This window comes from Thioclava sp. F28-4, assembly GCF_002020045.1.
In the GTDB taxonomy this organism is placed as follows: Bacteria; Pseudomonadota; Alphaproteobacteria; order Rhodobacterales; family Rhodobacteraceae; genus Thioclava; species Thioclava sediminum.
This window is the reverse complement of the sequence record NZ_MPZQ01000002.1, coordinates 322013-346667: the sequence shown is the minus strand read 5'-3', so window position 1 is coordinate 346667 and position 24655 is coordinate 322013. Positions and strand designations below refer to the sequence as shown.

Annotated in this window: 22 protein-coding genes and 1 tRNA gene; 14 read left to right on the top strand and 9 right to left on the bottom strand. The window is 64.3% G+C overall.

Annotated features, from left to right (window positions below):
• Positions 1-133: 133 nt before the first annotated feature.
• Positions 134-3550, top strand: a complete 3417-nt coding sequence (locus tag BMI87_RS06445) for a CheR family methyltransferase (RefSeq protein WP_246832656.1) — start codon at positions 134-136, stop codon at positions 3548-3550.
• Positions 3525-3914: a response regulator gene (locus tag BMI87_RS06440; RefSeq protein ID WP_210402462.1), complete on the top strand. Its 390-nt coding sequence runs from the start codon at positions 3525-3527 to the stop codon at positions 3912-3914. The genes BMI87_RS06445 and BMI87_RS06440 overlap by 26 nt, the downstream gene beginning before the upstream one ends.
• On the opposite strand, the gene BMI87_RS06435 is transcribed toward BMI87_RS06440, so the two are convergent.
• A complete protein-coding gene (locus tag BMI87_RS06435) occupies positions 3898-4794 on the bottom strand; it encodes a LysR substrate-binding domain-containing protein (protein WP_078520335.1) in 897 nt (298 codons plus the stop codon). The genes BMI87_RS06440 and BMI87_RS06435 overlap by 17 nt on opposite strands.
• A 115-nt stretch (positions 4795-4909) precedes the next feature.
• On the opposite strand from BMI87_RS06435, the gene BMI87_RS06430 reads away from it, so the two are divergent.
• The 4 genes from BMI87_RS06430 (at position 4910) to BMI87_RS06415 (ending at position 9420) form a co-directional block, all read left to right on the top strand.
• Positions 4910-5974: a YeiH family protein gene (locus BMI87_RS06430; RefSeq protein ID WP_078520334.1), complete on the top strand. Its 1065-nt coding sequence runs from the start codon at positions 4910-4912 to the stop codon at positions 5972-5974.
• 149 nt (positions 5975-6123) lie between these two features.
• A complete protein-coding gene (locus BMI87_RS06425; RefSeq protein ID WP_078520333.1) occupies positions 6124-6603 on the top strand; it encodes a MarR family winged helix-turn-helix transcriptional regulator in 480 nt (159 codons plus the stop codon).
• Complete coding sequence (locus BMI87_RS06420) at positions 6600-8375, top strand: hypothetical protein (protein ID WP_078520332.1); 1776 nt, start codon at positions 6600-6602, stop codon at positions 8373-8375. Before BMI87_RS06425 ends, BMI87_RS06420 begins: the two co-directional genes overlap by 4 nt.
• A gap of 4 nt (positions 8376-8379) precedes the next feature.
• Complete coding sequence (locus tag BMI87_RS06415; protein WP_078520331.1) at positions 8380-9420, top strand: HlyD family secretion protein; 1041 nt, start codon at positions 8380-8382, stop codon at positions 9418-9420.
• 503 nt (positions 9421-9923) lie between these two features.
• On the opposite strand, the gene BMI87_RS06410 is transcribed toward BMI87_RS06415, so the two are convergent.
• Positions 9924-9998: transfer RNA gene (locus BMI87_RS06410), tRNA-Gln, on the bottom strand.
• A gap of 99 nt (positions 9999-10097) precedes the next feature.
• Between BMI87_RS06410 and BMI87_RS06405 the strand changes: the two genes are divergently transcribed.
• The gene (locus BMI87_RS06405) at positions 10098-11288 is read left to right on the top strand and encodes an NAD(P)/FAD-dependent oxidoreductase (protein WP_078520587.1); all 1191 of its coding nucleotides are present in this window, start codon (positions 10098-10100) and stop codon (positions 11286-11288) included.
• 323 nt (positions 11289-11611) lie between these two features.
• Here the strand turns inward: BMI87_RS06405 and BMI87_RS06400 are convergent, their stop codons facing one another.
• Positions 11612-12916, bottom strand: coding sequence for a UDP-glucose/GDP-mannose dehydrogenase family protein (locus tag BMI87_RS06400; RefSeq protein WP_078520330.1), 1305 nt, complete (start codon positions 12914-12916; stop codon positions 11612-11614).
• Positions 12917-13228: 312 nt separating this feature from the next.
• On the opposite strand from BMI87_RS06400, the gene BMI87_RS06395 reads away from it, so the two are divergent.
• The 4 genes from BMI87_RS06395 (at position 13229) to BMI87_RS06380 (ending at position 15588) form a co-directional block, all read left to right on the top strand.
• Positions 13229-13417 carry a hypothetical protein gene (locus BMI87_RS06395; protein ID WP_172976163.1) on the top strand — a complete coding sequence of 63 codons (189 nt, stop codon included), beginning with the start codon at positions 13229-13231 and terminating at the stop codon, positions 13415-13417.
• A 272-nt stretch (positions 13418-13689) separates the two neighbouring features.
• On the top strand, positions 13690-14733 hold the full coding sequence (locus tag BMI87_RS06390) for a TRAP transporter substrate-binding protein (RefSeq protein WP_078520329.1): 1044 nt from the start codon (positions 13690-13692) through the stop codon (positions 14731-14733).
• A 162-nt stretch (positions 14734-14895) separates the two neighbouring features.
• On the top strand, positions 14896-15213 hold the full coding sequence (locus BMI87_RS06385; RefSeq protein WP_078520328.1) for an antibiotic biosynthesis monooxygenase: 318 nt from the start codon (positions 14896-14898) through the stop codon (positions 15211-15213).
• 102 nt (positions 15214-15315) lie between these two features.
• Positions 15316-15588, top strand: coding sequence for a hypothetical protein (locus tag BMI87_RS06380; RefSeq protein ID WP_078520327.1), 273 nt, complete (start codon positions 15316-15318; stop codon positions 15586-15588).
• Positions 15589-15603: 15 nt separating this feature from the next.
• Here BMI87_RS06380 and BMI87_RS06375 read toward each other — a convergent pair whose 3' ends face one another.
• Positions 15604-16068, bottom strand: coding sequence for a YdcF family protein (locus BMI87_RS06375; protein ID WP_078520326.1), 465 nt, complete (start codon positions 16066-16068; stop codon positions 15604-15606).
• Between the two features lie 76 nt (positions 16069-16144).
• Between BMI87_RS06375 and BMI87_RS06370 the strand changes: the two genes are divergently transcribed.
• The gene (locus BMI87_RS06370) at positions 16145-16744 is read left to right on the top strand and encodes a rhodanese-like domain-containing protein (RefSeq protein WP_078520325.1); all 600 of its coding nucleotides are present in this window, start codon (positions 16145-16147) and stop codon (positions 16742-16744) included.
• 3 nt (positions 16745-16747) lie between these two features.
• Here BMI87_RS06370 and BMI87_RS06365 read toward each other — a convergent pair whose 3' ends face one another.
• Together BMI87_RS06365 and uvrB are read right to left on the bottom strand one after the other, a co-directional pair.
• On the bottom strand, positions 16748-17461 hold the full coding sequence (locus BMI87_RS06365; RefSeq protein WP_146681523.1) for a DUF6782 family putative metallopeptidase: 714 nt from the start codon (positions 17459-17461) through the stop codon (positions 16748-16750).
• A 41-nt stretch (positions 17462-17502) separates the two neighbouring features.
• Positions 17503-19686, bottom strand: coding sequence for an excinuclease ABC subunit UvrB (gene uvrB / locus BMI87_RS06360; RefSeq protein ID WP_078520585.1), 2184 nt, complete (start codon positions 19684-19686; stop codon positions 17503-17505).
• Between the two features lie 412 nt (positions 19687-20098).
• On the opposite strand from uvrB, the gene BMI87_RS06355 reads away from it, so the two are divergent.
• Positions 20099-20410, top strand: coding sequence for an ETC complex I subunit (locus BMI87_RS06355; protein ID WP_078520323.1), 312 nt, complete (start codon positions 20099-20101; stop codon positions 20408-20410).
• Positions 20411-20765: 355 nt separating this feature from the next.
• Positions 20766-21296, top strand: a complete 531-nt coding sequence (locus tag BMI87_RS06350; protein WP_078520322.1) for a hypothetical protein — start codon at positions 20766-20768, stop codon at positions 21294-21296.
• A gap of 70 nt (positions 21297-21366) precedes the next feature.
• Here BMI87_RS06350 and BMI87_RS06345 read toward each other — a convergent pair whose 3' ends face one another.
• From BMI87_RS06345 to BMI87_RS06335, 3 genes are read right to left on the bottom strand one after another with little or no spacing between them, the layout of a single operon-like run.
• The gene (locus BMI87_RS06345; RefSeq protein ID WP_078520321.1) at positions 21367-22572 is read right to left on the bottom strand and encodes an ABC transporter permease; all 1206 of its coding nucleotides are present in this window, start codon (positions 22570-22572) and stop codon (positions 21367-21369) included.
• On the bottom strand, positions 22572-23276 hold the full coding sequence (locus BMI87_RS06340) for an ABC transporter ATP-binding protein (RefSeq protein WP_078520320.1): 705 nt from the start codon (positions 23274-23276) through the stop codon (positions 22572-22574). The genes BMI87_RS06345 and BMI87_RS06340 overlap by 1 nt, the downstream gene beginning before the upstream one ends.
• Complete coding sequence (locus BMI87_RS06335; RefSeq protein ID WP_078520319.1) at positions 23273-24523, bottom strand: efflux RND transporter periplasmic adaptor subunit; 1251 nt, start codon at positions 24521-24523, stop codon at positions 23273-23275. The genes BMI87_RS06340 and BMI87_RS06335 overlap by 4 nt, the downstream gene beginning before the upstream one ends.
• Positions 24524-24655 lie beyond the last annotated feature (132 nt).

Below are 24655 nucleotides of genomic sequence, written 5' to 3'. Positions count from 1 at the left end.
TATGTCAAATGTTATTGCAGGGCTCTGAGGCTAGTGACACCGATCTCCGGATGAACTGCAAAGAGAACTATAGAGAAGGGCGCGCAGGCCGCGCCCTTTTGGACGCGCGCTGCGCGGATCGGCGGGCCGTGCAGTGACGGACGCCCCCGAGGATCTATACGTTGTCGGCATCGGCGCCTCCGCTGGTGGGCTTGAAGCGCTTCGCGATTTGCTGGAGCCCGCGCGGGTGGATGACCCCAGCGCCTATGTCGTAGTTCAGCATCTCGATCCGAACCACGAGTCGCTTCTGGCGGAATTGCTCGGCCGGTCGACCTCGCTCGAAGTGCTTCAGGCCGAAGATGGCGCGAAGCTGGAGGCCGGGCATGTCTACACGATCCCGCCGGGCTACGGGCTGGAGGTCGAAAACGGGCGCCTGAAGCTTTCGGAATTCGCCCAACCCCGCGGTCTGCGCCGTCCGATCGACGATTTCTTCGTGTCGCTGGGCCAGGATCTCGGGCGCCGCGCGGTCTGCGTGATCCTCTCGGGCACCGGCACGGATGGCTCCGTCGGGTTGCGGGCGGTGAAAGAGCATGGTGGCTTTTGCATCGCGCAGGATGCAACGGCGCGTTACGATTCCATGCCGAATTCTGCGGTCGCGACCGGGATGGTCGATGTGGTCAGCGCGCCCTCCGACGTGATCGCGCGGATCACCGAATTTCGCAATGTCGACCCGGATCAGGTGAACACGGCGCCACCGGTCTCTGGCACGCTGGATGAGATCTGCGCGGCGCTGAACCGTCTGACGGGGCATGACTTTTCGCAATACAAGCGCTCGACCCTCGAGCGTCGGATTCAGCGCCGGATGCAGGTCGTCGGCATTCTGCACCCGCGCGAATATCTCGAACGGCTCGAGCGCGAAGAGGACGAGCCTCTGGCGCTGCTGGGCGACCTGCTGATCAACGTCACCCGCTTCTTCCGGGACAGCGCGCATTTCGAAGCGCTCAACGAGACGGCGATCAAGCCGATGGTCGAGAAGGCCGATGATGGCGGCGCGCTGCGCATCTGGGTGCCGGGTTGTTCGAGTGGCGAGGAAGCCTACACGCTGGCGATGCTCATCGACCGGGCGATCCATGCGAGCGGCAAGGAGATCGATTTCCAGATCTTCGCCACCGATATCGACGAACGGATGCTCGCGATCGCACGTGAGGGGCGGTACCCGGTGTCGGTCCTGCTCGATCTGCCGGAAAGGTACCGCGATCTCTACACGATCGGGCGCGAGGGCAATTTCCAGATCACCGCCGCGCTGCGCGACAGGGTGCGCTTCTCGCCGCATTCGCTGATCAAGGACCCGCCGTTCTCGCGGCTCGATCTGGTGTCGTGCCGAAATCTGCTGATTTATTTCGGAGAGAAGTTGCAGGCGCGGGCCCTGCCGATCTTCCATTACGCGCTCAATCCGGGGGGCGTTCTCTTCCTCGGCCCATCCGAGACGATCGGGCGGCATGAGGAACTTTTCGATCCCATAGATGGCGCGATGCGCATCTTCCGCAGCATAGGGCCCCGGTCTCCTTATCCGACCGAACTGCCGATGCGCTCCGACCCTCATGCGCGACTTGCGCCACTCCGACCGAAGGCGACTGACAGAAGAACCAAAGACTGGAACACGACCTTGGCCAGTAATCGTATCCTCGATCTTTATGCGCCCGCGACGCTGAATGTCGATCGTGATGGGGCGATCCTCGCCGCGACAGGGCGCTTGGGCAAGTATCTTGAGATCGACCCGTCCGAAACCGGGCAGGGCTATGCGCAATCGCTCGCGCGCGCGGGCCTGCGCGAGGCGCTCTCCGCCGTGATCCGCGAGTCGGCGGAGCTTGGCACGCGCAAGATCGTGCGCGACGTCGAAGTGATCTCGGAAACCGGGCGGCAGCGTGTCGATGTGCTGGCCGATCCGCTCTCCGACGATACGCTGCTGATCATTTTCCGCGACCGTGGTCCGTTCGAAGCGCTGGACGAATATGATTTCGACGAGATCGCGCCGTCGGAAAGCCATGTGCAGGTGCTCGAGGCCGAGTTGCGCGCGACCCGCAACCGCCTGCGCACGACGGTCGAAGAGTTGGAGACCGCCAACGAAGAGCTGAAATCCTCGAACGAGGAAATGATGTCGATGAACGAGGAGTTGCAATCGACGAACGAAGAGCTCGCGACGGTCAATGACGAGCTCAAGACCAAGGTCGAGGAACTTTCGACCGCGAATGCCGATCTGCGCAACATCTTCGATTCCAAGCTGCATGCGCTGGTGACGGTCGATCGCAAGCTGCGCCTGCGCAACTTCACCGATGGTGCAAGCGAGATGATCCGGCTGCGCGGCAGCGACCGGGGACGTCCGCTCGACGACATTCAGAACCTGCTCGACACGCCCGAGGTGATGATCGAACTGATCAATGTGGTCCTTGAGGGCGAGTTGCCGCGACCGCGCCGGGTCAAGTCCACCGAACTCGGCAAGGTCTGGTCGCTCTCCGCGACGCCGTATCTGAATTCGCGCGGCGAGGTGGAAGGCGCGACGCTCGTCTTCACCGACATCACCGAGGCGTTGCGCCTCGAAACCGAGCTGACGTTGAAGGGCGAGCGGCTGCAACTCGCACTGGAAATCGCGCAGATCGGGGTTTGGTCGATCACTGAGCCCAATGGAGATGTCGAAGTCGACGAGGCTGTCGCAGCCTTCTTCGAATTCGAAGCGGCTGGCACCTATCCGATCGAGCGGTTCTTCGAACGCATCGCGGAACATGACCGTGCCCGTGTCGAAGAGGCGGTGCGCGAGGCCCGCGAGACTGGTTCCGAATTGGAAGTCGATTACGAACTCGACCTCCCCTCCGGCACGAAGCGCCATCTGCGCGCAACGGGTCGGACGATGGGCGAGGGGAATGAAAACCGCCTGCTGGGGCTCAGCGTCGACATCACCGCCGATGAAGAGGCGGCGCAGATGCGCGAGCTGATGCTGCGCGAGATGAACCACCGGGTGAAGAACCTGTTCTCCATCGTCTCGGGCATGCTGCGCATCGCAGGACGTTCGGCGGCCAGCCCGCGCGCGTTGGTCGAAGATGTGGGCCAGCGGATCAACGCGCTGGCGCGCTCGCATGATCTGGCACGCACCCGAACCTCTGGTGCGGCGATCCCACTGCGCGAGGTGATCGAGACGACTCTGGCCCCCTATGACGATCCGTCGAAATTCCTGATCGATGGGCCGGAGGTTGATGTGCCGACGCATCACCTGACGGCTCTTGCGCTGATTTTCCACGAATGGAGCACCAATGCCGCAAAATATGGGGTATTAGGGCCGCGAGAGGGTGATCTCGAAATCACATGGTCGATGGAAAACGACGATACCGTGATACTTTCGTGGAACGAGCGGTACCGTGAAGCGTTGCAACTCGACACCAACAAACAGGGCTTCGGCTCGACGTTGGTCGATATTTCCGCCAGCCAGATATCGGCGCGGGTCGACACGCGTCAGACACCGGAAAGCCGTTGCAACAGGATTATCTTCGCGCATGAAATCGATGGCGACGCTGACTGAGAAAGCACCGAGCGAGGTGCTCCTTGTCGAAGATGAAGCCGTCGTCGCGCTTGATTTTCAGTTCATGCTCGAGGATCTCGGGATGGAGGTCTGGGGGCCGTGCGCCACCGTGCGCGCGGGTCTGGATCTGGTCCGCGATCGTTTGCCGGGAGCTGCGATCCTCGATGTGATGCTGGCCGATGGCGAAGTCTACGAACTGGCCGATCATCTTCACAAGGCGGGCGTGCCGCTCCTGTTCCATTCCGGCCATGCCGAAGCCAATCAGCTGCGCGAGCGCTATCCCGGCGCGGCGGTCTGTCCGAAGCCCGCACTCCCCTCGGAGATCGAGGCGAAGCTCGCGAATTGGTTCATTCCGTCCGAGTGAGATCGTCGAGCTGGGACTGATCGATCCGTGCCAGCAGGTCGCGCGTGGCGTGGCTGACATGGTGGTCGCGGTGGCGCAGCGCATAGAAGGGCCGCGGCGCGAGGCGCAAATCCCAGTCCCGGACCGTTCCAAGGCTCAGTGACCGCGCGACGACATGGGCCGAGAGTATGGTGATCCCGGCCCCTGCCTCGACCGCGCTCAGCACCGCCTCGTTCGAGGGCAGGACCAGCGCCGCTGAGAGCGCGTGCGGCGCGACACCCAGATCGGCGAGGGCCGCTTCCGCGGTAGAGCGCGTGCCAGAGCCCGGCTCGCGCAGCACCCAACTCGCCGCGCTCAACGCCCGCGCATCCAGCTTGCCGGGGGGCGGCGCGGCGCTGACCAGCATCAGCCGATCCGCCCCGATCTGAACCCGCTCCAGCTTCGCATCCTCGACATCGCCTTCGACAAGCGCGAGATCGTGCAGGCCCGCGCGCAGACGCTCTGCCGCTTCCTGCGTGTTGCCGATCTCAAGCGTGACCTCGATCCCCGGGCGGGCTTGCCGGAAAGCGGCAAGGTAGGGCGGCAGCCAGTAGCCCGCGATGGTCTGGCTGGCGATCAGGCGGATATGCCCGCGTTCGAGGCCGCGGGTCTCGGCGAGCATCGCCTCCGCCTCGGCAAACCGTGCCAGCACCGCGCGCGCCTCGGGCAGAAAGGCGCGGCCTTCCTCGGTCAGTGAAATTCCCCGCCCGATCCGGTCGAACAGCTTGATCTCATGACGCGCCTCTAGTGCCGCAATGGCGGCTGAGGCCGTCGATTGCGTCATGTTCAGCCGGGCCGCGGCGCGGGTCATGTGCTGCTCTTCCGCGACCGCGACGAAAACGCGGAGTTGTTCGGGGGTCATGCGTGTCTCTGGTTCGAATGATCGATAAAATCGATCATATCGACAAAAACATTTCGTTTGAAGAATGAATTGGCGCGGGCAAATACAGGACAAGACCAGACGATAGGAGGCCGCCGTGCCGCACCATTCGACCCTTGCCTGCAGCCTTACCCGCCCGCGGCTTGCGCTTCGCGCGTTCGCGCCGGGACTTGTGCTAAGCGCCGCTGTCGCCGCGCTCGCGACCTTGGGGGGCGCGGCGGAACGCGCGCTGTTCGGTGCGGCATGGCTGGAGCCGCTGGTGTTGGCGATCCTCATCGGTGCGGTGGTGCGCTCCCTCTGGACGCCGCCTGCGCGATTCGAAGCCGGTATTCGATTTTCCGCCAAGACGGTGCTGGAGATCGCGATCGTGTTGCTTGGCGCCTCGGTCAGTGCGCAGACGCTTCTGTCGGTGGGGCCGGGGCTTCTGGGCGGCATCGTCGCGGTGGTCGCGCTGATGGTGCCCGCGGCCTACCTGCTGGGGCGGGCCCTGCGCCTGCCGGCCCGCATGGCGCTGCTGATCGCTTGCGGCAATGGCATCTGCGGGAACTCCGCCATCGCCGCCGTCGCCCCGGTGATCGACGCCGATAGCGACGATGTCAGTGCCGCAATCGCGTTCACCGCCGTGCTGGGCGTGGCGGTGGTGCTGTTGCTGCCCGTCGTCGGTCATGTCGGAGGTATGAGTGTGAACGGCTACGGCATCCTGTCGGGGATCACCGTCTACGCGGTGCCGCAGGTTCTGGCGGCCGCAGCGCCGATGGGGGCCGCGGCGATCCAGCTCGGCACGCTGGTGAAACTGGTGCGCGTCCTGATGCTGGGGCCGATCACCGTGGTTCTGTCGCTTCTCGCGCCGCATCTGCCGGCGGACGGGCGCTCTGTCACGCCGGAGGGACGTGTGCGGCGCGGGCTGATGCCGCCGCTCTTTATCCTCGGGTTTCTCGGGATGATCGTGCTGCGCTCTGCCGGGGCGCTCCCGGAGGCTGCGCTTGCGCCGATGGGGCAGGGGGCGTCCATTCTGACGGTGATCGCGATGGCGGCGCTGGGGCTTGGCGTCGATGCGCGGGCGGTGGCAGCCGCCGGGCCGCGTGTGATCGCGACGGTGACGCTGTCGCTGGTGATGCTGGTGGGCGCAGGTCTCGGGCTTGTGACCTTGCTTTCCGCCTGAGCGCGAACGCTGAATGACAGCGCGATCCGGGGCCTTTCGCAATTACGCACGCCCCCCTGTGCGGGCTGCCTGTGTTGATCCTCGCGACCGAGACGATATGTGGGATGGGACGAAAACGTTAGCAGGCTAACTTTATTCCCGAGGCCCCCATGTCCGACCGCGCCGCTCTTACATCCGCACCCACCGAAGCCGCCCGCCGCGACCGTGCCGAGTTGACGCGCACGATGATGCTGCTGGCGCGGTCGGTGCGCGCGATGTTCGACGCACAGGCGAGGGATATGGGGCTGACCTTCGCGCGGGCGCAGGCGATCCTTGCGATCTCCCGCGACGAGGGGCTGAACCAGACGCAGCTGGCCGAGACGCTGGCGATCGAGACGCCGACGCTGAACCGGACGCTCGACGGGCTGGAAAAGCTCGATTTTGTGGAGCGCCGCGCCGATCCCGACGACAAACGCGTCCGCCAGATTTTCCTCACCGAACATGCCCGCGCAAATGCCTCCGAGATCGAAACCTTCGTCGAGGCTCTGCGCGCCCGGCTCTACGACGGTATCGACGCCGAGGAGGTCGCCCGCGCCCGCGAGACGATGGAGAGGATGCAGGCCAATCTCGAAAGGATGCGCGGCGAATGAACTCCCAGATTCGCGACATCAACGGCCCGGACGCGAGTCCGACGGCTGCCGAACCGGTATCGCCGCGCGAGCGCGTGCGGCCCGAGGCGGCTCCGGTCAACGACGCCGAGATCGCGCAGAACGAGGCCGCAGAGGCTGAGACCGCCGAGACGGAGACCGCGCCCCAGCCCGCCGCGCCTGCGGAGCCTGACCATTCCACGCCCAAGCGGCTCGTCTATGCCAGCGCCGCCGTCTTCGTGGCGCTGTCGCAATCGCTTGCCACCGGCTTCGTCTCGGCCAACCTGCCGCAGCTTGCGGGCGATTTGCACGCCACCACGAACCACACCTATTGGGTGATGGCGGCCTTCATGGCACCGCGCGCCTCGATGCCGCTGATGCTGATCCGCATCCGCGACCAGTTCGGCTTGCGCCGCTTCGCCGAGGTCGGGATCGTCTGCTTCGTGCTGGCGATGGTGCTCAACCTCTGGGTGGACGATCTGCATTCCGCGGTCATCGTGGCCTTCCTGAGCGGCTGCGCCGCGGCCCCGTTGTCGAGCCTCGGCTTTCTTTACATGCTGGAGGCCATTCCCGCCGCTCAGCGCCTCAAGGTCGCGATCCCCGCTGTCCTGACGATGATCATGGTGGGCAGGCCGTTGGCGCGGGTGCTGCTGCCCGAGCTCACCGCGAATGCCAGTTGGCACGCGGTGAGCCTGTTCCAGATGGGCATGGCGCTGGTGGCGCTGGCACTGATCTTCGCGCTGCCACTGACGCCGCGCCCGTTGCAAAAGGTGCTCAAACCGCTCGATTTCGTCTCCTTCAGTCTGCTCGCGGTTGGCTTCGGTGCGTTCACAAGCGTCTTCATGTTCGGTGCGCTCGACTACTGGACGCAGACCGAATGGCTGGGCGTGGCGCTCGTCGCTGCGATCGTGATGGTCGCGGGCGCGGTGCTGATCGAAATGCAGCGGGCCAATCCGCTGATCGATTTCCATTGGCTGCTGAGCCCGCCGATCCTGCATCTGGCTGGCACGCTGTTGGTGTTCCGCATCGCGCTGGCCGAGCAGAACGCGGGCGCAGTCGGTTTCCTGCGCACGATGGGGCTGCAGCCCGGGCAGGAGCAACTGCTGTTCGGGATCATTGCGCTGTCGATGCTGGCCGCGACCGGTGTCCTGATGCTGACCAATAGCGGGGCGCGCGCGCCGCTGTTCCACGGGATCGCGCTGGTGCTGATCGCGGCAGGGGCGTGGCTCGACTCGCAATCGACCGCGCTCACCGGGCCCGAGCAGATGTATCTTAGCCAAGCGATGATCGGCTTTGCCGGTATCCTGTTCCTGCCGCCTGCGATGGCGAAAGGGCTGGGAGCTGCCTTCGCGAAGGGGCCGCATTACCTGCTGAGCTTCGTCGTGCTGTTTCTGGCCACGCAATCCATCGGCGGGGTCATCGGCTCCGGTCTGTTCCGGAGCTTGGTGGTCGACCGCACCGCCTATCACATGGCGCAGCTTTCGCCGCAGATATCGGCCGACAACCCGATGTTGAGCCAGACCCTCGCGCAGAGTGCCGCATCGCTGGGCAGCCAGACTGCGGATGCCGGGGCGCGGGCAGGGGCCGCGCTGTCCTCCGTCGCGTCTACGGTGCAGCAGCAGGCCACTATTCTCGCCTATGACGATGCGTTCCGCGCCGTGTTCTGGTTCGCGCTGGCGGCCTTGGCCGGACTGATCGCCCATGTCGCCCTGCGCCAAAGCTGGCCCCTCCCGCGCCTGCGCCTCACGCCCTCCACCCCTGTTTCCACGAGTTGATCCGATGTCACAGACCCGCCGCTATCTCGCTTCCGCCCTGATCCTTCTCATTGCGCTCGCCGGTGTCGCGACCGTGCTCTATGCATGGCGCCTGCCGCCGTTCCGTTCTGACGTCGCTTGGACCGACAATGCCTATCTGCAGGGCAAAGTTACGCCGATCTCTGCACAGGTCGCGGCCGAGGTCACGGCTGTGCCGGTCAGCGACTTCGCAGAGGTCAAGAAAGGCGACGTGCTGGTGCGTCTCGACGATCGCGCGCTGAAAGCTTCGGTGGAGCAGGCGCAGGCCGCGCTCGAGACGGCGAAAGCTGCGCAATCCAACGGGGCGCAGGCGGTGAATTCGGCGAAAGCTACGCTCGAGGCTAAGCAGGCTTCGCTCGCCTCGGCGAAAGCAGCGCAAGCCACGGCGCAGACAGCGCGCGACCGGGCGTCGAAGCTGACGAAGAAAAGCTATGTCTCGCAATCGGATGCCGATCAGGCGCAGCTTACGCTCGATCAGGCGAAGGCGGGCGTACAGGAGGCGCAAAGCGCCATCGACGTGGCCGAGCAGGCGGTGCAGACGGCACAGTTGAACAAACGCTCGCTCGCCGCGAAAACCGATGCAGCTCAGGCCGCACTCGATGCGGCGCAGGTGGCGCTCGATCACGCGGTGATCCGTGCGCCCGAGGATGGGCGGCTGGGCCAGGTCTCGGCGCGAGTCGGCAAATTCGTCAGCGCCGGGAGCACACTGGTCTCGCTCGTGCCCTCCGATCTCTGGTTGATCGCGAATTACAAGGAGACCCAGCTTGCCGGGCTGCAGATGGGCGAGCCGGTGACCTTTACCGTCGATGCGCTGGGAAAGACGCAGTTCAAAGGCCATATCGAGCGGTTCTCGCCCGCGACGGCAGGGCAGTTCAGCCTGTTGTCGGGCTCCAATGCGACCGGGAATTTCACCAAGATCGCGCAGCGCGTGCCGGTCCGGATCGCGATCGACCCCGATCAACCGCAGGCCCAACGACTGGCCCCGGGCCTGTCCGCCGAGGTCAGCGCCCCGCAGCACGGATCGTGATCCGCCGTAAGCTATGCGGAAGGCGCAGCGCGGCTATGTCGAATAAGCTGTTTCTGCGGCGCAGCATTTGTGCGAAAACGATTTCAACGCAGCGAGCAACTCGTTGCAACAGTTCCTGAGGCTCTCTCCTCCTCCCTGAGCCTCGGAAATTGGCGGTGGCCTCTCTCCTCCTCCCTGAGGTCACCGCCTCCTCCTCCCCTTAGATGACCGGCATGCGCCACCAAACGGCGCCGTTTTCAATCGTGAAAACGCGTTCGAGCTGTTGTTCGGCGCGACCACATGAAGGTCCGGTTGGAATAGTTGGTCAGCATGATTCCGGCGGCGAAGTGAAGCCGTCCGTCCTCGAGCTAAGGGGGCTGCGATTTGTGGCCGTCGTTTGGGTCGAGAGAGCACAGCTCTGGAGACGTCGCGTCGCCGCCGCGTGTTACCAAGCCAAGCAGACGACGATCTCACGGCCTGAGCGGCCAGAGAAACCTAAAACGATTCAGTTCTACTGAGAAAAGTGGCTGGGGCGGTAGGATTCGAACCTACGGTGCGCGGTACCAAAAACCGGTGCCTTACCACTTGGCTACGCCCCAACGTGGGGGGGTATGTAGCCAAGTGGGCGCGGGGCTTCAAGAGGAAAATCCGACAAATTTCGATTGCGCGTCGCGCGCCGCTACGGCAAGCGAGACGGCATGGAAAATTGCGATGTTTTAGTGTTGGGCGCAGGGGCTGCCGGACTGATGGCCGGGATCGAGGCGGCGCGACGCGGGCGCTCGGTGCGGGTGCTCGACCATGCGCGGCGCCCGGGCGAGAAGATTCGAATCTCTGGCGGCGGGCGGTGCAACTTCACCAACCGTCTGCTGACCCGGCAAAATGCGACCGAGCGATTCCTGTCGCGCAATCCCCGCTTCGCGCTCTCGGCGCTGTCGCGCTACACGCCCGCGGATTTCATCGCGCGGCTCGATGCGGCGGGGATCGCCTGGCACGAGAAGCATCTGGGACAGCTCTTCTGCGACGGGAAGGCCACGCAGATCATCGACCTGCTGCTGCGGGATCTGCGCGCGGCAGGCGGCGTGCTGTCGCTCGAGACCGAGATCGAGCGGGTGGAACGCGCGGGCGACGGCTTCCTCGTCACAACCTCGCAAGGCCCGATCCGCGCGGCTTCGGTGATTGTCGCGACGGGCGGCAAGTCGATCCCGAAGATGGGCGCGTCCAGTCTCGGCTACGAGATCGCGCAGAAATTCGGCCTCGATATCGTGGAGACTCGGCCCGCTCTGGTGCCGCTGACCTTCGCCGAGCAGGATCTGGCGCGCACCGCGCCGCTGTCGGGTCTCGCGCGGCCCGTCGATCTGCGCCTCGGCAAGACGCATTTCGCCGAGGATCTGCTGTTCACCCATCGCGGGCTGTCAGGGCCCGCCATCCTGCAAATCTCCAGCTATTGGCGCGAGGGCGACACGCTCAAGATCGATCTGGCGCCGGGCAATGACATTGCGGCGGCCCTGTCGGAGCAGCGCGACGCGGCGGGACGGCAGGCGCTGCACAATGCGCTCGCGCGGCATCTGCCCGAAAAGCTCGCGCATTTCGTGGTGGCGGAGGCGAAGCTATCGGGGCGGCTGGCCGAGCAATCGAACAAGGACCTCGCCAAGCTCGACGATCAGATCCATCGCTGGCAGGTGCGGCCGGTCAGCTCGGAAGGGTATCGCACGGCGGAGGTCACGCTGGGCGGCGTGTCGACCGATGCGCTCGATGCAAAGACGATGCAGGCGAAGCAGGTGCCGGGGCTCTATTTCATCGGTGAAGTGGTGGACGTCACCGGCTGGCTCGGCGGCTACAACTTCCAGTGGGCCTGGGCGTCCGGCTGGGCCGCAGGGCAGGTGGCCTGAGCGGCTGACCCTTCCTCTTGGGAAAAATATCCCGGGGGGCCCGAAGGGCGGGGGCAGAGCCCCCTCCCTCTTAAGTTATGTCGCCCTCCGGCGACGGAGGCAGAGCCCCCTCCCTCTTAAGTTATGTCGCCCTCCGGCGACGGAGGCAGAGCCCCCTCCCTCTTAAGTTATGTCGCCCTCCGGCGACGGAGGCAGAGCCCCCTCCCTCTTAAGTTATGTCGCCCTCCGGCGACGGAGGCAGAGCCCCCTCCCTCTTAAGTTATGTCGCCCTCCGGCGACGGGGGCAGAGCCCCCTCCCGGATCGATTTCTATGCCGTCAGGGCTTACCGCCCGACCGCCACGTAATCCTCGAAGCCCGCCTTCCTGACGTCCTTCTCGGCGTAGATGTTGCGCAGGTCGGCCATGCGCGCGGTTTCCATCGTCGTGGCGATCTTCTGCAGATCGAGCGCGCGGAACTCGTTCCACTCGGTCAGGATCACCACGCAATCGGCCTTCTCGGCTGCCGCATAGGCATCGTCCATCCAGGACACGCCCGGCAGCAGCGCTTCGCCCTCGCGCTTGCCCTGCGGATCGACCACGCGCACCTTCGCGCCGCCGCCCACGAGCGCGGGCACGATGGTCAGGGCAGGGGCCTCGCGCATGTCATCGGTGTTCGGCTTGAAGGTCACGCCATAGATCGCGATCGTCTTGCCGTTGACCGAGCCGCCGCAGAGATCGACGACTTTCTCGATCATCCGGCGCTTGATGTCGTCATTCACCTTGATCACCGTCTCGACGATCTCCATCGGGCAGGAATAGTCCTGACCGATCCGCGCGAGCGCCGCGGTGTCCTTCGGGAAACACGAACCGCCGTAGCCCGGGCCCGCATGGAGGAACTTGTTGCCGATCCGGCCGTCGAGCCCCATGCCGCGCGAGACCTGCTTGATATCGGCGCCGGTCTTTTCGCAGAGCCGCGCGATCTCGTTGATGAAGGTGATCTTCGTCGCGAGGAACGCGTTGGCCGCGTATTTGATCATCTCGGCAGTTTCCAGATCGGTGTAGAGGATCGGGAATTCGCGCAGGAAGAGCGGGCGGTAGATCTCGCCCATCACAGCTTCGGCTTTCTCCGAGGTGGTGCCGACGACGACGCGGTCGGGCCGCATGAAATCGTCGATCGCCGCGCCCTCGCGCAGGAATTCGGGGTTCGAGGCGACGTCGAATTCGATATCGGGGCGGGTCTTGCGCACGACCTCGGCAACCTGACGGTTGGTGCCCACCGGCACGGTCGATTTCGTCACGATCACCGCATAGCCGGTCATCGCGTTTGCGATCTCCTCGGCGGCGGCCATCACATAGGTCAGATCCGCATGGCCGTCGCCGCGACGCGTCGGCGTGCCGACCGCGATGAAGACCGCATCGGCACCGGCGACCGCGGCCTTGAGATCGGTGGTGAAGGTCAGGCGCCCGCCTTCCACGTTCTTCACCATCAATTCGTCGAGCCCCGGCTCGTAGATCGGCACGCGGCCACCCTCGAGCATTTCGATCTTCGCGGGGTTCTTGTCGACGCAAACGACCTCATGGCCGAAATCCGAGAAACACACCCCCGAAACAAGGCCAACATAGCCCGTGCCGATCATCGCGATTTTCATATTCTCGTCCTTGCCTGTGCTGTGTCGGTGCCTTGATTCCCGGGCGGCGAAATTGCAAGCCGGTTCCGGACAAGTTCTCGTAATTCTTCTCAGAATCCGCGTCGCTCCAGAAGCGCGGAATGGTAGCCTGTGCCGCGTTAGACACGAATTCTGGGCATTTCATGCAAGAAAAGTGCCAAAGTGCAACAGTCTTCGCCTCTGCGTGAATGGGCCGTGTATTTCACTCTTTGCAATCCCGGGAAGCTGTGTAAGTCTCGCCGGGAAGCTGCCAGAAAAGTCCGGCGGCTCCCTACGGTAATGACGGAGATTACTATGAAAAAGATCGCTACCATCGCCCTGGCCCTCGGCCTCACCGGTTCGACCGCTTTTGCTGGCGGCTACACCGCTCCGGTCGTCGAGCCCGAGCCCGTTGTGGTTGAGCAGTCGTCGTCCTCGAACGCCGGCATCATCATCCCGGTTCTGCTGCTGCTCGGCGTTGCTGTCGCAGCCTCGAACAACTAATTTCGGGTAACACCGAATTGGAAGGGGCCGGACGTACGCGTTCCGGCCTTTTTCATTTCCGGAGATACGGGGTAGGGCCTGACGCTCCGGGGACAGGAAAAACCCGCGCTTGGCGCGGGTTTTTCTTTTGCGGCAAGGGGCGGATTTGCCATGCGTCGAGCGCCGCTGCTGTGACCGGACGACAGGTCCCGTCATCTCGCGAAAAGCAAAACTGGACGTTGGGGGCATCCGCCGGGTAAATCCGCTTTGGACCGCGTGAGAGGGAGACCCGCATGAGCCAGAGATTTACCCGCCGTGAGAGTTTCGCCCTTGCCGCCGGTGCCGCCGCCTTGGCCGCGCCGCCTGTGCTGGCCGCAGAGCCCGAGGTCACGCTGCGCCTGCATCAATTCCTGCCGCTGACCAGCTTCGTGCCCGCCCATATCCTCACCCCTTGGATCAATGCAGTCGAGGAGGCGTCGCAGGGCCGGGTGCGCATCCAGCATTACCCCTCGATGCAGCTGGGCGGGAAGCCGACCGATCTTATCGATCAGGTCACTGACGGGGTTGTCGACATTGTCTGGACGCTGCCGGGCTACACGCCGGGACGGTTTCCGCGCACCGAGGTGATGGAGCTTCCCTTCCTGGTCGCCGAGGCCGAGGCCGCGTCTGCCGCGCTTTGGGAGCTGGCGCAGGCGGAGATGGTCGATACGGATTTCCGCGACATTCACCTGCTGGGGACCTGGGTGCACGGGCCGGGCGTGATCCACGCGAACAAGTCCGTGCGCGCGATCCCCGATTTCGAAGGGCTGAAACTGCGTGGCCCGTCGCGGGTGACGACGAAGCTGCTCGAACACTTCGGCGCGACGGCGATCGAGATGCCGGTCCCGGCTGTGCCCGAGGCGCTCTCTCACGGGACGATCGACGGGGCGCTCCTGCCCTGGGAGGTCTCGGCCTCGCTGCGGATCGGCGAGCTGGTCCATCACCACACGCAATTTGCAGGCCCCTCGATCTACACGGCGAGCTTCATTCTCGCGATGAACAAGGACCGCTACGCCGCGCTCGACCCCGATCTGCAGGCCGCGATCGACAGCGTCTCTGGCGTTGAGTTCTCGGCGCAGGCGGGACACCTGCAGCAGGCCGAGGATATCCCCTCGCGTCAGGCCGCGATGGATCTGGGCAATGAGATCATCACGATCCCGGCCGAGGATACGTCGATCTGGAAAGACGCCTCGCAGCCGGTGATCGACGCATGGGTTGCCGAGATGGAAGAGAAGGGGGTGCCGGGTGAGAAGTTGCTGACCTCTGCCCGTGCCTTGATCGAGAAACATTCGTTCTGAGCTCGGGTCGCGGTGAGCTGGTTCGTGGGCGCCGATCTGATCCGCATCGCGCTGATCGTGGCGGTCCCGGCGCTGGCGCTTCTATCTCTGTGACGCAGGGTCGCAAAAGAGCGGTGATTTCTGCGCGCTTCTGTGCGAGCATGAAGTCGAGGAGGACCGCCCATGACCGAGATTACCAGCGATTTCAAAGGGCAGACCGTGATCTGCACCTTCGAGATGACGCCCGCCACAGCCGACGAGTTGATGGAGAAGCTGCAAGCCGCCTATTCCGAGGTGATCTCGAAAGCGCCCGGTTTCATCGGCGCGGGCCTGCATATGAACGACGCGCGCACGCGGATCGCGACCTATTCGAAATGGAACGAGCGGGGCGACTATCAGGCGATGCTGCGCAGCCCCGAGATGATCTCGCGCAACCGCGTGATCTACACGCTGTGCCGCAACTTCGAGCCGGTGATGTACGAGGTTTCCGCCGATTTCTGACGGGCGGGCACGGGTATTTCTGCGCTGCCGAAATGGTTGCGCGGAGAGGGAACTTCATCGCTCGCCTCGCGTTGTTGTGAAAAGACATATCGGAGTGACATCATGGAAAGCGTTCTGCAAGCAATCGGCACGGTCGGGCTGATCTTTCTCGTGCTCGCAGGTCTTCTGGCGGGCTGGATCGCGAGCGTCGTCTCGGGTGGGCGTCACAAGGCCGCCTATCTGGCGATCGGCGTGGTCGGCGCCCTCATCACCCCCTTCATCGTCGCCCTTCTGGGCGGGGCGGTGCTGGCGGCGGGCGGGCTGCTTGCGATCATTGCCATCGCGCTTGTCGGCGCAGTCATCGTGCTGGTCATCGGCAAGATGATCCTCGACTGACGCAAGGCGCGCGCCTCAGGGCAAAGGCCCGCCGCGCGCCAGCCACCATCCCAGCTTCAGGTAGGCGAACCCTTCACGGGCGCGAGCCTTCGCGCTCGCCCGATGCGGCGGGCAGTCCGCGCGCGCCTGTAGCCCCATCTGCCGCGCGATCATCACTGCGCGCGGCGCGTGATAGGGGTCGGTGACGATGATCACCTCGTCGCTCTCCAGATGCGCCCGGGCGAAGCCGATATTCTCGTAAGTGCTGGTCGAGCGATCTTCGAGAGAGATCGCCTCAGCCTCCACGCCTTCCGCGCGCAAGATCCGGGACATCACCTCCGCCTCGCTCGGCGGATGCCGCCCGACACCTCCGCAACAGATCACCCGCTCCGCCGCGCCTGAATGCCAGAGCGATGCCGCGTGCCGTGTGCGCCGCTGCAAGCTGGGTGAGGGGAGGCCATCTGCCCAAACCGCTGCACCAAGGATCAAAATCGCTCTCATTTCGTTGAGCTAAAGGTCCACACTGCCGGCGACAAGGCTGGCAGTCGTGTTATGATCACGAAAAAGGGAGGTTAACATGCGTTTCATTTTTCTTGCCGCGCTGCTGGCTGCCGCGCCTGTTTTGGTCAAGCCCGCTTTCGCCGAGCCGGTCAATATTCGCCCCGACGTCATGTCCGTCACGGTCGACACTGCCAAGGGCCCGGTCGAGATCAAGCGGATTCAGGATAACGAGAACAAGCTGGAAGGCGATTGGGCCAAGACCTCGCGCCCCTGTCCGAGCTTCTGCATCCAGCCGATGATCCCGGCCCCCGGCGTGACCCCAGTGGGGGAGCTGGAGATGCTGGAATTTCTCAAGGATCCCAACGTGGTGGTCGTCGACGGGCGGGTGACCCGCGACTTCGAGGGCGGCGCGATCCCCGGTGCGATCAATATTCCCTATATGGAAGCCCCCGACCGTCTGGGCGAGCTTGGCTGTCAGCCTGATTTCGAGGGCTTCATCTGCGACGGCGAGGATGTGAAATCGGTCGCGCTTTACTGCAACGGACCGTGGTGCGGTCAGTCGCCCACCGCCGCCCGCCGCATGATCGAAGCCGGTTTCCCGGCGGAGAAGATCTATTACTATCGTGGCGGGATGCAGCAATGGCGGCTGCTGGGCCTGACGGTCAGCGGGGGCTGAACCTCAGTCTCCGGGCTCTGTGCAAGGGTAGGCCTCGCCATCGGGTAGCCGGCAAAGCGCGTCGAAGAAGCTGCTGGAAAGCCGATCGTAGCTGAGCATTCTGTGTTCCCGGTCGCGGGACTCGAGATAATCGCTGCACGACGCGAGGTAGTATAGCTCGCGTCGTTCGTCATTCGCGTACCACTGGGTGAAAGCGGCGCTGGCCGCGCTGATGAGGTCGCCCGAGCGGCCCATTTCTGTCTCGAAGGCTGCGGCGATGTCGTCCTGCATCGGCCATCCTGCAAGCGCGTCCCAGGCGTCGGGCATCCCGGCTTCGCGCAGATCCCAAGCCACAGCGAGGCTGAAGGTCGTCGCGTCCGCCTCCATCGCGAAGATCGCGCGGGCATTTTCCTTCATCGACAGGTTCGGATCGGGACAGGAGCCGTGGAATTTCTGCTCCAGATGACGCAATTCATGAATCAGAACTGCCTTTTGCAGGGCGGGTGCCATGTCGGTGGCGATCACGAGCCGGGAGGAGCGCGGCTCAAAATAGCCACGTGCGTCGTGCAGCGTGTCGGCGAGACACAGCTCGCCAGCGTCTTGAAAGAGCGCGACATGCAGGCTCGGCCAGCGGTCGAGGGCGGGGCGCAGCTGTGTGACCAGCGCTGCGATTTCGGGTGGCTTGTCGAAGGGTGGGGCGGCGCAAGTGAGGATTTGGGCGTGCGCCGGTCCGGTCATCACACCGAGCCAGGCGCTCAGGGCAATGTGCCGGGCGAGCCTCACCGCCCCTTCTTCCGCTTCACGCCCCCGCGCTGACCCGGCCGTCCGGCAGTCGACCGCCCCTGCGCCTTGACGGCGGCCTCGCTGGCCGCCTCCACCGCCGATTGCCGCGCGAGCGGGTCGTCGTGGACGGCGAGGTCCACCGCCTCCAGACGTTTCACCTCGTCGCGCAGGCGGGCGGCTTCCTCGAATTCCAGATCCTCGGCGGCCTTGCGCATCTTCGCGCGCATGTCATCCAGATGCGCCTGCAGGTTCGCACCGGGTTTGACCGCATCGACCTTGGCGGTGACGCGCGACATGTCGGTGTCGCCCTGATAGAGCCCGGCCAGAACGTCATCGACATTCTTCTTGATCGTCTCGGGCGTGATGCCGTGTTCCTCGTTATAGGCGATCTGCTTGGCGCGGCGGCGGTCGGTCTCGTCCATCGCGCGCTGCATCGAGCCGGTGATCCTGTCGGCATACATGATCACGCGGCCCTCAGAGTTCCGCGCGGCGCGGCCGATGGTCTGGATCAGCGAGGTTTCGGAGCGCAGGAAGCCCTCCTTGTCGGCATCGAGGATCGCGACCAGCCCACATTCGGGAATGTCCAAGCCCTCGCGCAGCAGGTTGATCCCGATCAGCACGTCGAAGGCCCCGAGGCGCAGGTCGCGCAGAATTTCGATCCGCTCGATCGTGTCGATATCGGAGTGCATGTAGCGCACGCGAACGCCCTGTTCGTGCAGGTATTCGGTCAGATCCTCGGCCATCCGCTTTGTCAGCGTGGTGACGAGTGTGCGATAGCCGCGCGCCGCGACGGTGCGGATCTCATCGAGCACATCATCGACCTGCGTCTCGACCGGGCGGATCTCCACGACCGGGTCCAAGAGGCCCGTGGGGCGAATGACCTGCTCGGTGAAGACGCCGCCGGTTTGTTCCAGCTCCCACGCGGCGGGGGTGGCCGAGACGAAGACCGATTGCGGGCGCATCGCGTCCCATTCCTCGAATTTGAGCGGGCGGTTATCCATGCAGGACGGCAGGCGGAAGCCGTGTTCGGCCAGCGTGAACTTGCGCCGGTAGTCCCCGCGATACATGCCGCCGATTTGCGGCACGGTGACGTGGCTCTCGTCGGCGAAGACGATCGCGTTGTCGGGGATGAACTCGAACAGGGTAGGCGGCGGCTCGCCCGGCGCACGACCGGTGAGATAGCGCGAGTAGTTCTCGATCCCGTTGCAGACGCCGGTCGCTTCCAGCATCTCCAGATCGAAATTCGTGCGCTGTTCGAGGCGCTGCGCCTCCAGCAGCTTGCCTTCCTCTTCCAGCTGTTTCAGCCGGAGCGCCAGCTCCTTGCGGATGCCCTTCGCGGCTTGCTGCAGGGTCGGGCGCGGCGTGACGTAGTGGCTGTTCGCATAGATGCGGATCTGGTCGAAACTGTCGGTCTTCGCGCCCGTCAGCGGGTCGAATTCGGTGATCGCCTCTAGCTCCTCGCCGAAGAAGGAGAAGCGCCAGGCGCGGTCTTCCAAGTGGGCGGGCCACAGGTCCACCGTGTCGCCCTTCACGCGGAAGGCGCCGCGCTGGAAGGCCGCATCGAGTCGCTTATATTGCTGCGCCACCAGTTCGTTGATGAACTTGCGCTGCTCGATCAGATCGCCGGTCTTGAGGTCCTGCGTCATCGCCGAATAGGTCTCGACCGAGCCGATACCATAGATGCACGAGACCGAGGCCACGATGATCACGTCGTCACGCTCCAGAAGCGCCCGGGTGGCCGAGTGGCGCATCCGGTCGATCTGCTCGTTGATCTGCGATTCCTTCTCGATATAGGTGTCCGAGCGCGGCACATAGGCTTCGGGCTGGTAGTAGTCATAATAGGAGACGAAATATTCCACCGAGTTGTCGGGGAAGAAGCTCTTGAACTCACCGTAGAGCTGCGCGGCCAGCGTCTTGTTCGGCGCGAGGATGATCGCGGGGCGCTGGGTCTCCTCGATCACCTTGGCCATGGTGAAGGTCTTGCCCGTGCCGGTCGCGCCCAGCAGCACCTGATCGCGTTCGAGCGCCTCGACACCGGAAGACAGTTCCGCGATCGCGGTCGGCTGGTCGCCGGCCGGGTCGAACTGAGTGTGCATCACGAACCGCTTGCCGCCTTCCAGCTTGGGGCGGGTGAGCACGTCGGGGCGTTCGGAGGGCAGATTGGTATTGTTGTGAGGCATCGCGCAGACCTTTTGCTTGCCCCCCAAAGTTGTCCTCTTTTCGTTCGCATTCAAGGGTTTGCGAGGGAGGTTGCGGGATGCTTAATGCGTCCCGTCGAATTGTTCATATTTAACAGTGTCTTGCGGTTCGCTTCGCCTTGAATTGGTGGCGGGCTGCGCGCATATTGCCCACGCAAGCAGCATCAGACTGCCGGCCGGCGCACCACCCCCACCCCTTGCTCCCCAGCCGGTCGGCAGTTCCTCATCTTATCGGTGCTCCCGGTGTCCTTGGGACAGGGCGGGCGGCGGTGTTCGCTCCGGGGCCGGCATGTCATGCACAATCGCCGCGCCTCTTTCGTCTTTGCGCTCCGGGGCTTGCGATTTGGCTCAGATGCACTAAGAAAAGCGAGAGGTATCGCAGAGGAGTTTGCCCATGCGCGCGCGCATCTACCAACCCGCCCGCAACGCCATGCAATCGGGCACCGCGAAGACGCGGTTCTGGTATCTCGACTATGTTGCCTCCGACGCGCGTGAGATCGACCCGCTGATGGGCTGGACCAGCTCCAACGACACGCAGGCCCAAGTGCGGCTGCGCTTCGAGACCCGCGAGGCGGCCGAAGCCTATGCCAAGGAAAAGGGCATCGATTACGTCGTGACGGAGCCGCATAAGCGCGCTCCGAATGTCCGCGCCCGCGGCTATGGCGAGAACTTCGCCACCGACCGCCGCGCGAACTGGACGCACTGAATATTTGCGATTTCGGCGAAAGCTTTCCCGGCTGAGGGAGAGTTTTCCGTATCGCGATCACCCGTTTTCCACGTGAATGAAGCTGGGGCGTCAGGCTGCGTTTCGGTTTCTTCCTGCGTTCCAACCTGTGCCACCGACGGTCTCGCGCAGGTTGGAGCGGGGCCCGAATTTCCGACGTAGCTCTGCGTTCCATCCAAAGAGCCCGTCGCTTTGTTCCTTGGCATTATCGCGCTCACGATTTTCGACGTTTGAGCAGAGTTTTTCCGAGCCTGCTCGCGCTCAGGAACGGTGATCTTTCCGCAGTGTTCTCTCTCTGCCGGCTGACAGTCGGCGCATGAAATGCAAGGAGAACACTATGACCTACACCATCAAGTCGATCGCTCTCGCAGGTATTCTGGCCACTGCCGCGCCCGTTGCGGCCCTGGCTCAGGCTGACGTATCCACCGGAACGGACGCTGGCGCATCGGTCTCGGCGCAGGCTGCAGGCGCTGATGTCGGCGCAAGCGCGGATATGGGCGCATCGACGGACGCCGCAACGACTGCGGGCTCGAATGGTGGAATGGGCCAAGATGGGTCGGTGAAGACCTATGGTCAGCTCGTCGCGGACCTTCAGGCCAATGGCGCTGCGTCCACCGACCAGTTCGCCGATTATGAAGTGGGAACCGATGGCGAAGCCAAGATCGTCGCTCTGTCAGACCTGAAGGGTAAAGGCGCAGAGAATGGCTCCGCGGCTCTCGAGAACGCAATGGGCGCTGACGTGGATGCCGATTACAGCCAGCTTCCGTCCAGCGTCTTCGACGGCACCGACTACACGTCCGAGGATGTCGCTGCCGCGTATATCAACGCCGAAGGCAATCTGATCGTCGTGGTCGACAACAACGCCTGATCACCTTCGACGATACATGATCCCGAAGCCCCCTGTCCTACGCGACAGGGGGCTTTTTTGTGCCTGACATCTACTGATAATGCAGTGCATCGATCGGATCGAGCCGGGCCGCCCGCCGCGCAGGAAAGTAGCCGAAGACCATACCCACCACGGCGGAGAAGCCGAAGGCGAGGGCGATGACGTTCAGGCTGGGCGAGAAGGGGATCGCCATGATCTGCGCCGCGACATAGGCGAGGCCGAGGCCGAAGAGAATCCCGATGATCCCGCCCAGAACCGACAGCACCACCGCCTCGACCAGAAACTGCATCAAAACCTGATGCGCCTGCGCGCCGACCGAGAGGCGGATGCCGATCTCGCGGGTGCGCTCGGTCACCGAGACGAGCATGATGTTCATGATGCCGATCCCGCCCACGAGCAGGCTGACCGCCGCGACGGAGGAGAGCAGGCCGGTAAGAACCGAATTGACCGAATTCAGCATCGAACTCAGCTCGGCCATGTCGAAGACCGAGAAGTCGTCGTCTTCGCCGATGGCGATGCGGCGGCGCTCGCGCATCAGGGCCTCGATATCGGAGGTCGCCCGCTCCACAGAGGCCGTTCGGGCCACCTGAAGCGAAATCGAAGAGACGTCCTGACTGCCCATCAGCCGCCTTTGCACCGTTCGGACCGGCATCAGCACGAGGTCGTCCTGATCCTGCCCGAAGGACCCGGCGCCCTTGGACTTCAGCACGCCGATCACCTCGCAGGAGATCGACTTGATGCGGATCTTCTCGCCGGTCGGATCGGTCGCGCCGAACAGGGTTGTCCGCACGGTCTCGCCGATGATGCAGAGATTGGCGCCGCTGCGATCCTCCGCCGGGGTGAAGCTGCGCCCGAGCGCGATCGTCCAGCCGCCGATCTCGAGATAGGGCGACGTCGTGCCGGTGATCGATGTCGTGCGATTGTTGTTGCCGAAGACCGCCGTGGCTGCGGTCGAGACGACAGGAGCGACCGCCGAGAGGCTGCTGAGGTCCTCCAGCGCTTCTGCATCCGAGAGCTTGAAGGGCGGGGCGGTATCGCGCGAACCGGGCCCCATCATCCGCGCCCCCGAGCGCAGGACCAGCACATTGGTCCCGAGCGATTCCACATTGGCCGAGACCTGTTCTGAGGAGCCTTGCCCGACGGTCACCATCGCGATGACGGCGGCAACCCCGATCACCACGCCCAACACGGTGAGAAAGGACCGAAGCGCGTTACGGATGATCGCGGTAAGCGCGAGGCGGATGGTTTCCCAGAGCATCACAGGGCTCCTTCGTGCATCTTTTCGTCGCGCACGACGCGGCCATCGGTGAAGACGACGAGACGGGAGGCATAGGCGGCCATGTCCTCCTCGTGGGTGACCATCACGATGGTCAGCCCGGACTCGCGGTTGAGGTCCTGCATCAGGTTCATGATCTCGACGCTGCGTTTGGTGTCGAGGTTGCCCGTGGGCTCGTCGGCGAGCATCACCATCGGCTCGCCCGCCAGCGCCCGCGCGATGGCGACGCGTTGCTGCTGACCGCCCGAGAGCTGCGAGGGCGTGTGATCCTCGCGCCCCTCAAGCCCGACCCGCGCCAGAGCCTGACGGGCCCGCGCCACACGATCGGCCTTGCGCATCCCCTTGTAGATCAGGGGAAGCTCGACATTTTCCAGCGCGGTGGTGCGCGGCAGGAGGTTATAGCCCTGAAAGACGAAGCCGAGGTAGTGCCTGCGCAGCAGGGCGCGCTGGTCGCGGTTCAGGGTCGCCACCTCGACACCGTTGAACAGGTAGTTGCCCGCGGTCGGCCGGTCGAGACAGCCGATGATGTTCATCGCGGTCGATTTTCCCGACCCCGAGGGCCCCATGATCGCGAGGAATTCCCCAGGTTCGACGCGAAGATCGACGCCATCGAGGGCGCGTACGAGGGTTTCGTCGTGGCCATAGTGGCGCTCGATCCCGCGCAGCTCGAGAAGCGGCTCACTCATTTCGATGCATCCCGCTGGTCGGTGATGACCTGATCGCCGACGGCCAGATCGCCCTCGGTGACGATCGTGAATTTGCCGTTCGTCGCCCCCGGCGTGACCGCCACTTCGACGGGGGTGCCGTCGCGCAGCACCCAGACGGATTTGCCGCTTGCGGTGCCGCTCTCCGAACTCGGGCGGCTTGGCATCACGAGGCCGATGAGCCCGCTTCCGCCATTGCCCGCATCTTCGACCTCTTGCGGGGGCGCGTAGCGCAGCGCCGCGTTCGGGACCAGCAGCGCGTCCTTGGCCTCGTCCACGGTGATCGTCGCCGTCGCTGTCATGCCGGGGCGCAGGAGAAGATCGGCATTGTCGACCGCCAGCACGCCCTTGTAGGTCACGACATCGTCGGTGGTCTCGGGGGCGTAACGCACCTGCGTGATCGTCGCCGGGAAGGAACGACCGGAATAGGCGTCGACGGTGAAGGTGGCGTCATTGCCGACCGCGACCTGACCGATATCCGCCTCGTCGATATCGACCAGCAGCTGCATCCGGCGCAGGTCCTCGGCCAGCGTAAACAGGGTGGGCGCGGACAGCGAGGCGGCCACGATCTGACCGGCCGAGACATTGCGGTCCAGAACGACGCCGTTGATCGGGGAGCGGATCACCGATTTCTCCAGATCGTCCTTCTCCAGGGCAAGGTTCGCCTCGGCCAGCGTCAGCGACGCTTTCGCGGCCTGTACCGCGGCCACGGCGCGATCGCGCTGCGCGATATAGGTGACGAAGGTGCTATGGGTCGAGACGCCGCGCCGGTCCAGCTCGGCCTGGGTCTCATAGAGCGCCGTCGCTTCCGTCTGGGTGGCCTCGGCCTGTGCGAGCTGCGCCTTGGCGGCGGCAAGCGCGGCTTCGGCATTGGCGACCTGCGCCTTGAATTTCGTGTCGTCGAGTCGCGCGAGGACCTGACCCACTTTGACCTCGTCATTATAGTCGACATCGATGCTATCGAGCGTGCCCGACAGCTCCGAAGAGACCTCAACCTCCGTCGTGGGCTGCACCGTGCCGGTCGCGGTGACCGTGACGGTCAGATCACCGCGCGTGACCTCTTGCGTCACATAGCTCGTGCCCGTGGTGTCGCTGGAGGGCGCGAGCCAAAGCCACGCGCCTATCGCGATCACGACAGCACCCGCGCCGAAAGCCCAGAGTCGCCAAGGGCGTCCACTCTTCGCAGTGGACAGCATTTTCTCGATTTCGTCGCGGCTCTGGCTTGGCATCGTTTATCCGTTCCGGTGTCTCTTCCCGCAGGGCAGGGCAGGTTTACTACGTGCCGGAGCATGAACCCCGTCGCGCGCTATGGCTTTGCTCTGGAACAAGAAAGGAAAAAGAAACGCGCTTGTGATCGCTGG

What these genes read in the sequence shown, in the direction of transcription:
- BMI87_RS06345 (WP_078520321.1), bottom strand. Translation starts at nt 22,572, where the DNA reads ATGCTCTGGGAAACCATCCGCCTCGCGCTTACCGCGATCATCCGTAAC.
- BMI87_RS06435 (WP_078520335.1), bottom strand. Translation starts at nt 4,794, where the DNA reads ATGACCCCCGAACAACTCCGCGTTTTCGTCGCGGTCGCGGAAGAGCAG.
- BMI87_RS06420 (WP_078520332.1), top strand. Translation starts at nt 6,600, where the DNA reads ATGAACTCCCAGATTCGCGACATCAACGGCCCGGACGCGAGTCCGACG.
- BMI87_RS06400 (WP_078520330.1), bottom strand. Translation starts at nt 12,916, where the DNA reads ATGAAAATCGCGATGATCGGCACGGGCTATGTTGGCCTTGTTTCGGGG.
- uvrB (WP_078520585.1), bottom strand. Translation starts at nt 19,686, where the DNA reads ATGCCTCACAACAATACCAATCTGCCCTCCGAACGCCCCGACGTGCTC.
- BMI87_RS06365 (WP_146681523.1), bottom strand. Translation starts at nt 17,461, where the DNA reads ATGACCGGACCGGCGCACGCCCAAATCCTCACTTGCGCCGCCCCACCC.
- BMI87_RS06370 (WP_078520325.1), top strand. Translation starts at nt 16,145, where the DNA reads ATGCGTTTCATTTTTCTTGCCGCGCTGCTGGCTGCCGCGCCTGTTTTG.
- BMI87_RS06335 (WP_078520319.1), bottom strand. Translation starts at nt 24,523, where the DNA reads ATGCCAAGCCAGAGCCGCGACGAAATCGAGAAAATGCTGTCCACTGCG.
- BMI87_RS06440 (WP_210402462.1), top strand. Translation starts at nt 3,525, where the DNA reads ATGAAATCGATGGCGACGCTGACTGAGAAAGCACCGAGCGAGGTGCTC.
- BMI87_RS06415 (WP_078520331.1), top strand. Translation starts at nt 8,380, where the DNA reads ATGTCACAGACCCGCCGCTATCTCGCTTCCGCCCTGATCCTTCTCATT.
- BMI87_RS06425 (WP_078520333.1), top strand. Translation starts at nt 6,124, where the DNA reads ATGTCCGACCGCGCCGCTCTTACATCCGCACCCACCGAAGCCGCCCGC.
- BMI87_RS06375 (WP_078520326.1), bottom strand. Translation starts at nt 16,068, where the DNA reads ATGAGAGCGATTTTGATCCTTGGTGCAGCGGTTTGGGCAGATGGCCTC.
- BMI87_RS06350 (WP_078520322.1), top strand. Translation starts at nt 20,766, where the DNA reads ATGACCTACACCATCAAGTCGATCGCTCTCGCAGGTATTCTGGCCACT.
- BMI87_RS06385 (WP_078520328.1), top strand. Translation starts at nt 14,896, where the DNA reads ATGACCGAGATTACCAGCGATTTCAAAGGGCAGACCGTGATCTGCACC.
- BMI87_RS06390 (WP_078520329.1), top strand. Translation starts at nt 13,690, where the DNA reads ATGAGCCAGAGATTTACCCGCCGTGAGAGTTTCGCCCTTGCCGCCGGT.
- BMI87_RS06340 (WP_078520320.1), bottom strand. Translation starts at nt 23,276, where the DNA reads ATGAGTGAGCCGCTTCTCGAGCTGCGCGGGATCGAGCGCCACTATGGC.
- BMI87_RS06355 (WP_078520323.1), top strand. Translation starts at nt 20,099, where the DNA reads ATGCGCGCGCGCATCTACCAACCCGCCCGCAACGCCATGCAATCGGGC.
- BMI87_RS06395 (WP_172976163.1), top strand. Translation starts at nt 13,229, where the DNA reads ATGAAAAAGATCGCTACCATCGCCCTGGCCCTCGGCCTCACCGGTTCG.
- BMI87_RS06405 (WP_078520587.1), top strand. Translation starts at nt 10,098, where the DNA reads ATGGAAAATTGCGATGTTTTAGTGTTGGGCGCAGGGGCTGCCGGACTG.
- BMI87_RS06380 (WP_078520327.1), top strand. Translation starts at nt 15,316, where the DNA reads ATGGAAAGCGTTCTGCAAGCAATCGGCACGGTCGGGCTGATCTTTCTC.